The 7,559-nt window shown below is 70.0% G+C and carries 6 protein-coding genes and 1 pseudogene; 2 read left to right on the top strand and 5 right to left on the bottom strand.

What is annotated here, in order from left to right:
• The 4 genes and pseudogenes from AC07O4_RS20930 to AC07O4_RS20915 form a co-directional block, all read right to left on the bottom strand.
• Positions 1 to 158, bottom strand: a pseudogene (locus AC07O4_RS20930) (sugar ABC transporter substrate-binding protein); the annotation flags it as partial.
• 197 nt (positions 159 to 355) lie between these two features.
• Positions 356 to 1,570: a dihydrolipoamide acetyltransferase family protein gene (locus AC07O4_RS20925; RefSeq protein WP_495305537.1), complete on the bottom strand. Its 1,215-nt coding sequence runs from the start codon at positions 1,568 to 1,570 to the stop codon at positions 356 to 358.
• Positions 1,571 to 2,584 carry an alpha-ketoacid dehydrogenase subunit beta gene (locus AC07O4_RS20920; RefSeq protein WP_062472230.1) on the bottom strand — a complete coding sequence of 338 codons (1,014 nt, stop codon included), beginning with the start codon at positions 2,582 to 2,584 and terminating at the stop codon, positions 1,571 to 1,573.
• A gap of 5 nt (positions 2,585 to 2,589) precedes the next feature.
• Positions 2,590 to 3,831, bottom strand: coding sequence for a 3-methyl-2-oxobutanoate dehydrogenase (2-methylpropanoyl-transferring) subunit alpha (locus AC07O4_RS20915; protein ID WP_062472232.1), 1,242 nt, complete (start codon positions 3,829 to 3,831; stop codon positions 2,590 to 2,592).
• A 207-nt stretch (positions 3,832 to 4,038) separates the two neighbouring features.
• Here AC07O4_RS20915 and AC07O4_RS20910 point away from each other — a divergent pair, with 207 nt between their 5' ends.
• Together AC07O4_RS20910 and AC07O4_RS20905 are read left to right on the top strand one after the other, a co-directional pair.
• Positions 4,039 to 5,829 carry a SulP family inorganic anion transporter gene (locus AC07O4_RS20910; protein WP_495305536.1) on the top strand — a complete coding sequence of 597 codons (1,791 nt, stop codon included), beginning with the start codon at positions 4,039 to 4,041 and terminating at the stop codon, positions 5,827 to 5,829.
• A 97-nt stretch (positions 5,830 to 5,926) separates the two neighbouring features.
• The gene (locus AC07O4_RS20905; protein ID WP_495305535.1) at positions 5,927 to 6,901 is read left to right on the top strand and encodes a metallophosphoesterase family protein; all 975 of its coding nucleotides are present in this window, start codon (positions 5,927 to 5,929) and stop codon (positions 6,899 to 6,901) included.
• Here the strand turns inward: AC07O4_RS20905 and AC07O4_RS20900 are convergent.
• Positions 6,870 to 7,484, bottom strand: coding sequence for a DUF308 domain-containing protein (locus AC07O4_RS20900; protein ID WP_495305534.1), 615 nt, complete (start codon positions 7,482 to 7,484; stop codon positions 6,870 to 6,872). The two genes, AC07O4_RS20905 and AC07O4_RS20900, sit on opposite strands and share 32 nt — an antisense overlap.
• Between the last annotated feature and the right edge of the window lie 75 nt (positions 7,485 to 7,559).

Raw genomic sequence — 7,559 nt, 5'->3', positions numbered from 1 at the left:
AGCTTGATGTCGGGGTTGGCCTTTTCGAAGAAGGGCGTGAGCTTCTGCATCTCGATCATGTGGCCGTTGTTGACGGTTGCGATGACCAGTTCGGTGGCCGAGACGGAAAAAGCGAACGCCGAGCCGGCCAAGCTTGCAAGCAGTTTCGTATAGGTCATGAGGTGTCTCCCATCAGGTTTGAAATCGGCGATTCCGATCTCCCCCAAGGATCGCGAGGATGGTCCGATTCCTGTAACGCGTCGACTTGCCCGAATTGATACTTCGGTGCTTTTTGGTCTAGCGATTTTCCCTAGCGGGCCGGGCAGGCACTGCGCAGACGCCGGTTCATGCCGCATGCCGTGCACATGGCCGGCAGCTACTCGACAAAAAGCAGTGCCGGGCATTCGAGCGACGCCCGCACGGCCTGCACGAATTCGGCCGCCAGCTGGCCGTCGACCACGCGGTGGTCGAAGGAGGAGGACAGGTTCATCATGCGGCGCGCGACCACCGCCCCGCCCAGCATCACCGGGCGCTGCACGATGCGGTTGACGCCGACGATCGCCACCTCGGGCGCGTTGATGATCGGCGTGGACGCGATGCCGCCCAGCGCGCCCAGGCTGGTGACGGTGAGGGTCGAGCCGCTCAGCTCGTCGCGCGTGGCCCGGCCCGCGCGCGCGGCGTCGGCCAGGCGGGCGATCTCGGTCGCGCTCGACCAGAGGTCGCGCGCCTCCGCATGCCGCAGCACTGGCACCATGAGGCCGGCCGCCGTCTGCGTCGCGATGCCGACATGCACCGCGCCGTGGCGCGTGAGCACGCCCGCCTCGTCGTCGAAGCGGGCATTGATCTGCGGGAAGCGCGGCACCGCCAGCACCACCGCGCGCACCAGCAGCGGCAGCAGCGTCAGGTGCGCCCGCTCGCCGCCCCAGCGTTCGTTGATGCGGGCGCGCAGCAGCTCCAGCTCGGTCACGTCGACTTCCTCGACGTAGGTGAAGTGCGGAATGCGGCGCATCGCGTCCTGCATGCGCTGCGCGATGCGGCGGCGCACGCCGGTCACGGGCACGGCCTCCTCGTCGTGGCGCTCGGCGTAGCGCACGGCATCCGGCGCCGGCGGACCGGACCGGCGCAGCAGCCAGGCGTCGAGGTCCTCGTGCAGGATGCGGCCGTCCGCGCTGCTGCCCGGCACCTGCCGCAGATCGATGCCGAGGACCGTCGCCCGGTGGCGCACCGCGGGTGAGGCGAGCGGCTTGCCGCCCGAGGGGCGTGCGCGTTCGTCTGGTGCCGGCACCGCTGCAGGCGCCGCCGCCGATACCGCCGACACGGCCGGCACCGGCTCCTGCGCCTCGCCGCCGCCCGCCACGTCGATCCGGATCAGCTCCGCGCCCACCGCGATCTGCTGCCCCACCTCGCCGCCGAGCGCGAGCACCCGGCCCGCGACCGGCGAGGGAATCTCGACGGTGGCCTTGTCGGTCATCACGTCGGCCAGCACCTGGTCTTCGGTCACCGTGTCGCCGGGCTGCACGCGCCACGCCACCAGCTCCACCTCGGCGATGCCTTCGCCCAGGTCCGGCACCTTGATCGTGAGCGTGCCCATTCAGTTCTCCATGGCGCGGCGCAAGGCCGCACCGACGCGCGCCGGGCCCGGGAAGTAGGCCCACTCCTGCGCATGCGGGTAGGGCGTGTCCCAGCCTGCCACGCGCCCGATCGGCGCTTCCAGGTGGTGGAAGCAATGCTCCTGCACCAGCGCCGTCAGCTCGGCGCCGAAGCCGCTGGTGCGCGTGGCCTCGTGCACGATCACGCAGCGGCCGGTCTTCTTCACCGAGGCGACCAGCGTCTGCAGGTCCAGCGGCCACAGGCTGCGCAGGTCGATGATCTCGGCGTCGATGCCGGTCTCGCGCGCGGCCGCTTCGCAGACGAAGACCATGGTGCCGTAGCTGATCACCGTCAGGTCGGCGCCGGGGCGGAACACCGTGGCCGACTCCAGCGGCACCGTGTAGTAGCCCTCGGGCACCTCGCCCAGCGGATGCGCCGACCAGGGCACCAGCGGCCGGTCGTGGTGGCCGTCGAAGGGGCCGTTGTACAGCCGCTTGGGCTCCAGGAAGATGACCGGGTCGTCGTTCTCGATCGAGGCGATCAGCAGGCCCTTGGCATCGCGCGGATTGGAGGGCATCACCGTGCGCAGCCCGCACACGTGCGTGAACAGCGCCTCCGGGCTCTGGCTGTGCGTCTGGCCGCCGTAGATGCCGCCGCCGCAGGGCATGCGGATGGTGATCGGCGCGGTGAAATCGCCCGCCGAGCGGTAGCGCAGGCGCGCCGCCTCGGACACGATCTGGTCGTAGGCCGGATAGACGTAGTCGGCGAACTGCACCTCCACCACCGGGCGCAGGCCGTAGGCGCCCATGCCGATGGCCGAGCCGACGATGCCGCCCTCGTTGATCGGCGCATCGAACACGCGCGAGCGGCCGTACTTGGCCTGCAGGCCTTCGGTGCAGCGGAACACGCCGCCGAAGTAGCCCACGTCCTGGCCGTAGACGATCACGTTGTCGTCGCGCTCGAGCATCACGTCCATGGCGGAGCGCAGGGCCTGGATCATGGTCATCGAGGCCATGGCCGTCACCCCTCGGACGCCAGCTGTTCGCGCTGGCGCTTCAGGTGCTCGGGCATGTCCTTGTAGACGTCCTCGAACAGGGCGGCGTCGCCCGCGACGTGGCCGTCGGCCATGGAGCCGAAGCGCTCGGCCTCCTTCACCGCGGTGTTCACCTGGGCCTGCATGTCGGCCTGCGTCTGCGCGTGCTCCTGCTGCGACCAGGCGCCGATCGCCGTCAGGTGCTGCGCCAGGCGCGCGATCGGGTCGCCCAGCGGGAAATGCGCCCAGTCGTCGGCCGGACGGTAGCGCGACGGATCGTCCGAGGTCGAGTGCGCGCCGGCGCGGTAGGTGACCCACTCGATCAGCGTCGGCCCCAGGTTGCTGCGGGCGCGCTCGGCCGCCCAGCGCGAGGCCGCCAGCACCGCGAGGAAGTCGTTGCCGTCGACGCGCAGCGACGCGATGCCGCAGCCCACGCCGCGCGCCGCGAAGGTGGTGGCCTCGCCGCCGGCGATGGCCTGGAAGGTCGAGATCGCCCACTGGTTGTTGACCACGTTGAGGATCACCGGCGCGCGGTAGACGTGCGCGAAGGTCAGTGCCGTGTGGAAGTCGGACTCGGCGGTGGCGCCGTCGCCGATCCAGCCCGAGGCGATGCGCGTGTCGCCCTTGATCGCCGAGGCCATGCCCCAGCCCACCGCCTGGATGAACTGCGTGGCCAGGTTGCCCGAGATCGAGAAGAAGCCGGCCCGCTTCATCGAATAGCACACCGGCAGCTGCCGCCCCTTGAGCGGGTCGCGCTCGTTGGACATCAGCTCGCAGGTCAGCTCCAGCAGCGTCACGTCGTCGCGCGCCAGCAGCAGGCCCTGCTGGCGGTAGGTGGGAAAGCACATGTCGCCCTGCTGCAGCACCAGCGCGTGGCCGGTGGCGATGGCCTCTTCGCCCAGGCACTGCATGTAGAAGGAGATCTTCTTCTGCCGCTGCGCGATCAGCATGCGGGCGTCGAAGGCGCGCGTCTTCATCATCGCGCGCAGGCCGCGGCGCAGCAGCTCGGGGTCGGCCGGCGGCGCCCACGGGCCGACGGCGCGGCCGTCGTCGTCGAGCACGCGCACCAGCGTGTAGGCCAGGTCGCTGGTGTCGGCCGGCGATGCGTCGACCGGGGGTTTTCGCACCTCGCCGGCGCGCGACAGGTGCAGGTAGGAGAAATCGGTCTCGTGCCCCGGCCGCCCGGTGGGCTCCGGTACATGCAGACGAAGAGATGTGCCTTGGCTCATCGCGTTGTCTCCGCGCTCGATGGCATCGCGCGCCACCACAGCCTAGCGAATTTCGGGCGCGGGCGCAGCCGGTCAAGTGCGTGTTTCGCAGGCGAACGGGGCGCAGGGGCGGGGAGGGGCGCGCGGCCCGCGCCGGCACCCGTGTCTTCCCCCTTGCCTTTCCCGGCGCGCCTCTGCACTGTCCGTCCACCCTGTGGCCCGCGGCGCATGAACAACCTGGAACCTCCACCTCCTCTTTCCGAACCCGGCCGCAGTGCGCCGCGGGCGAAGGCCGCCGATGCGGCCGGGTGGCGCCGCTGGCTGCCAGGACTGCGCACGCTGCGCGGGTACGAGCTGGCCTGGCTGCGGCACGACATCGTGGCCGGGCTGGTGCTGACCACGATGCTGGTGCCCGTCGGCATCGCCTACGCGCAGGCGTCGGGCGTCCCCGGCATCCACGGCCTCTACGCGACCATCGTGGCGTTGCTCGCGTACGCCGTGTTCGGCCCCAGCCGGATCCTGGTGCTGGGCCCGGATTCCTCGCTGGCGGCCCTCATCCTGGCCGTCGTGCTTCCGCTGTCGGGCGGCGACCCGCACCGCGCCATCGCCCTGGCGGGCCTGATGGCGATCGTGTCGGGCGCGGTATGCATCCTCGCGGGCGTTGCGCGCCTGGGCTTCGTCACCGAGCTTCTTTCCAAGCCGATCCGCTACGGCTACATGAACGGCATCGCGTTGACCGTGCTGATCAGCCAGCTGCCCAGGCTGCTGGGTTTTTCGGTCGAGGGCGACGCACCGCTGGGGACCCTGAAGGCCATCGCCGTGTCGGTGATGGAGGGCAAGACCCACGCGACCACGCTCCTGGTCGGCGCGGGCACCCTGGCGGTCATCCTGCTGCTCAAGGGCCGCCGGCGCGTGCCGGGCATCCTGATCGCCGTGGTGGGCGCGACCGTGGCCGTCGGCGTGCTGGGCCTGGCGACGCGCGAGGGGGTGCCGGTGCTCGGCGCCCTCCCGCAAGGCCTGCCGGCGTTCGGCATTCCGTGGATCACCGCCGCCGACTTCGGCCCCGTGCTGATCGGCGGCTGCGCCGTCGCGCTCGTCTCGTTCGCCGACACCAGCGTGCTCTCCCGTGTCTATGCGGCGCGCACCCGCACCCACGTCGACCCGAACCAGGAGATGGTGGCGCTGGGCGCCGCCAACCTGGCGGCCGGATTTTTCCAGGGCTTTGCCGTCAGCAGCAGTTCGTCGCGCACCCCCGTGGCCGAGGCCGCGGGCGCCCGGACGCAGCTGACCGGCGTCGTCGGCGCGCTGGCCGTTGCCCTGCTGCTGGTGGCGGCGCCGGACCTGCTGAAGAACCTGCCCACCAGCGCACTGGCCGCGGTCGTGATCGCATCGGCCATCGGCCTGATCGAGATTGCCGACCTGCGGCGGATCTACCGCATCCAGCGCTGGGAGTTCTGGTTGTCGATCGCCTGCACGGTCGGCGTGGTCGTGCTGGGCGCCGTCGAGGGCATCGGCCTGGCCATCGTGATCGCGGTCATCGAATTCCTGTGGGATGCCTGGCGCCCCTATTCCGCGGTCCTGGGGCGCGCCGACGGCGTCAAGGGCTACCACGACATCACGCGCTATCCCGATGCGCGCCTCATTCCCGGCCTGGTTTTGTTTCGCTGGGATGCGCCGCTGTTCTTCGCCAATGCCGAGCTGTTCCGCGACCGGGTGGGCGACGCCATCGCGTCGTCGCCCGTGCCGGTGCGCTGGCTGGTCGTCGCGGCAGAGCCCGTCACCAGCGTGGACGTGACCTCCGCCGACATGCTGGCCGAGTTGGTCGACAGCTTGCGCGACGCCGGCATCCAGCTGTGCTTCGCCGAGATGAAGGACCCCGTCAAGGACAAGCTGAAGCGCTTCGGGCTCTTCGCGCGGCTGGGCGAAGCCGCGTTCTTTCCGACCGTCGGTGCCGCCGTCAGCGGATACCTCAAGACCCATCCGGTGGAGTGGGTCGACTGGGAAGACGAGGGGCGCTGAGCCTTTGCGGCCCGCGGCACGCGCCTCCCATGGATGGGGGAGGCGACGTTTCGGGGCGGCTCCTAGCATCCGCGCACCCACAACGAGGAGCCTCCCGATGAAGATCGCCTTTACTTCCTGCTTCAGCGCCCAGACCTTCAAGGAACAACCTGTCTGGACCCAGGTGGGCGCGTCCGGCGCCACGCACCTGGTGCTGCTGGGCGACTCGGCCTACTACGACGCGGACGGCTCCAGCATGGGCGCGGTCAAGGCCATGGGCGCGAACGACTTCGCGATCCACGCCTTCGGCCGGCTGCGCGACCAGCTGAACCAGAAGGAGTTCGCCAAGCTGGTGCGAAAGACCGACCTGCAGATCCATCCGATCTGGGACGACCACGACTTCCTGTGGAACGGCGCCTGCGGTGCGCAGATCGAGGGACAGCCTTCCTACCGGCATCTGCTGGACCCGACCCGCGCCGCTTTCCAGGAATACCGCAAGGCGCTGGATTCACACGATCCGAAGACCTTTCCCAAGGCCGGCGATCCCTGGGCATCGGGCGTTCCCGAACCCGGCTACCGGCCCCTCATGCTGAGCAATGTCGGCGATGCGGATGGCCCGGTGATGCTGCACCTCACCGACGGCCGCAGCTACAAGACCAAGGGCGGCGCGACGGCGGTGCTCGGTAGCGCGCAGATGAAGAAACTGAAGAAGGCCATCGAAGACTCGGACGAGAGGACCGTGCACCTGATCGCCAGCGGACTCACCTTCGAAGCCCGCCACGGCGAGACCTGGATGGATTGCGCGGCCGAGCACGCTGCGATCCTCAAGCTCGCGGAGAAGCGCCGCATCCTCATCCTCAGCGGCGACGTGCACGAGAACCGCTTCGCCGTGCCGTGGCCGACAGGCCCCTGGAGCCTGTTCGAAGCCACGTCCTCCGGCGCCGCGCTGCGCACGGCCGTCACCGTCGGCGCGCTGCAATGCAACTGGGGGCTGGTCGACATCACGAAGGATCAGGTGAAGATCGAGCTGTCGCAGCTGAACATGGACACGCGCCGCCGCGTCATCGACCGCAAGAAGTGGAAGATGCTGTAGGCGTGGCGGCGAGCGGGTTCACGGGCCGCTCCTGCGGCTTGCGAAGCAGGATCACGAGGCCGGAGATCAGGAAGTACACGGCGCCCACCGTCGCATAGCCTGCGAGCGTCTGCAGGACCGGGGCGTCGGTGCCTTGCCGTGCGATGAAGAGGCCGCCGGCCAGCGCGGACTGCGCGCCGCTCAGCATCATCACCCACTGCCCCCGATGGCGCTTTCGGCGGCGAACGGCCGTCGCCAGCTGCAGCAGGCCCGACACGATGGCCCAGGCGCCGAAGATGGCCAGGCCGATCTGGAGCCCGAGCACCAGCGAGGCCACCACGGCCGCGGTGACCAGCGCGCTGATCCACGTGTTCAGCATCTGGCTGGGGTTGGCTTGGGGGCCGCCCGTCATCCGGGCGTCCACCAGATTCGCCAGCGCGTCCCACGCCGGATAGATGACCAGCAGGATCGCCGTCAGCACCGGCGACTGCCTGGCGACGCTGAAGGCCAGCGCGACCCACACGAAGGAAAAGGCCGCACGGGTGAGGTAGAGCTTGCGCAGCCAGGCGGCCGGCTGCAAAGGGGGGTGGATGATGTCGGGCATGGAAGGGGTGTGGGTAGGAGGAGGGGCGCGCCTCGCACGAGGCGGGTGCCACGATTCTTCTGCGTTCCCCCGGAC

Source organism: Variovorax sp. GW821-FHT09D04, assembly GCF_059416405.1.
The sequence above is the reverse complement of the archived record's forward strand: the minus strand, read 5'-3'. Positions and strand labels throughout refer to the sequence as shown.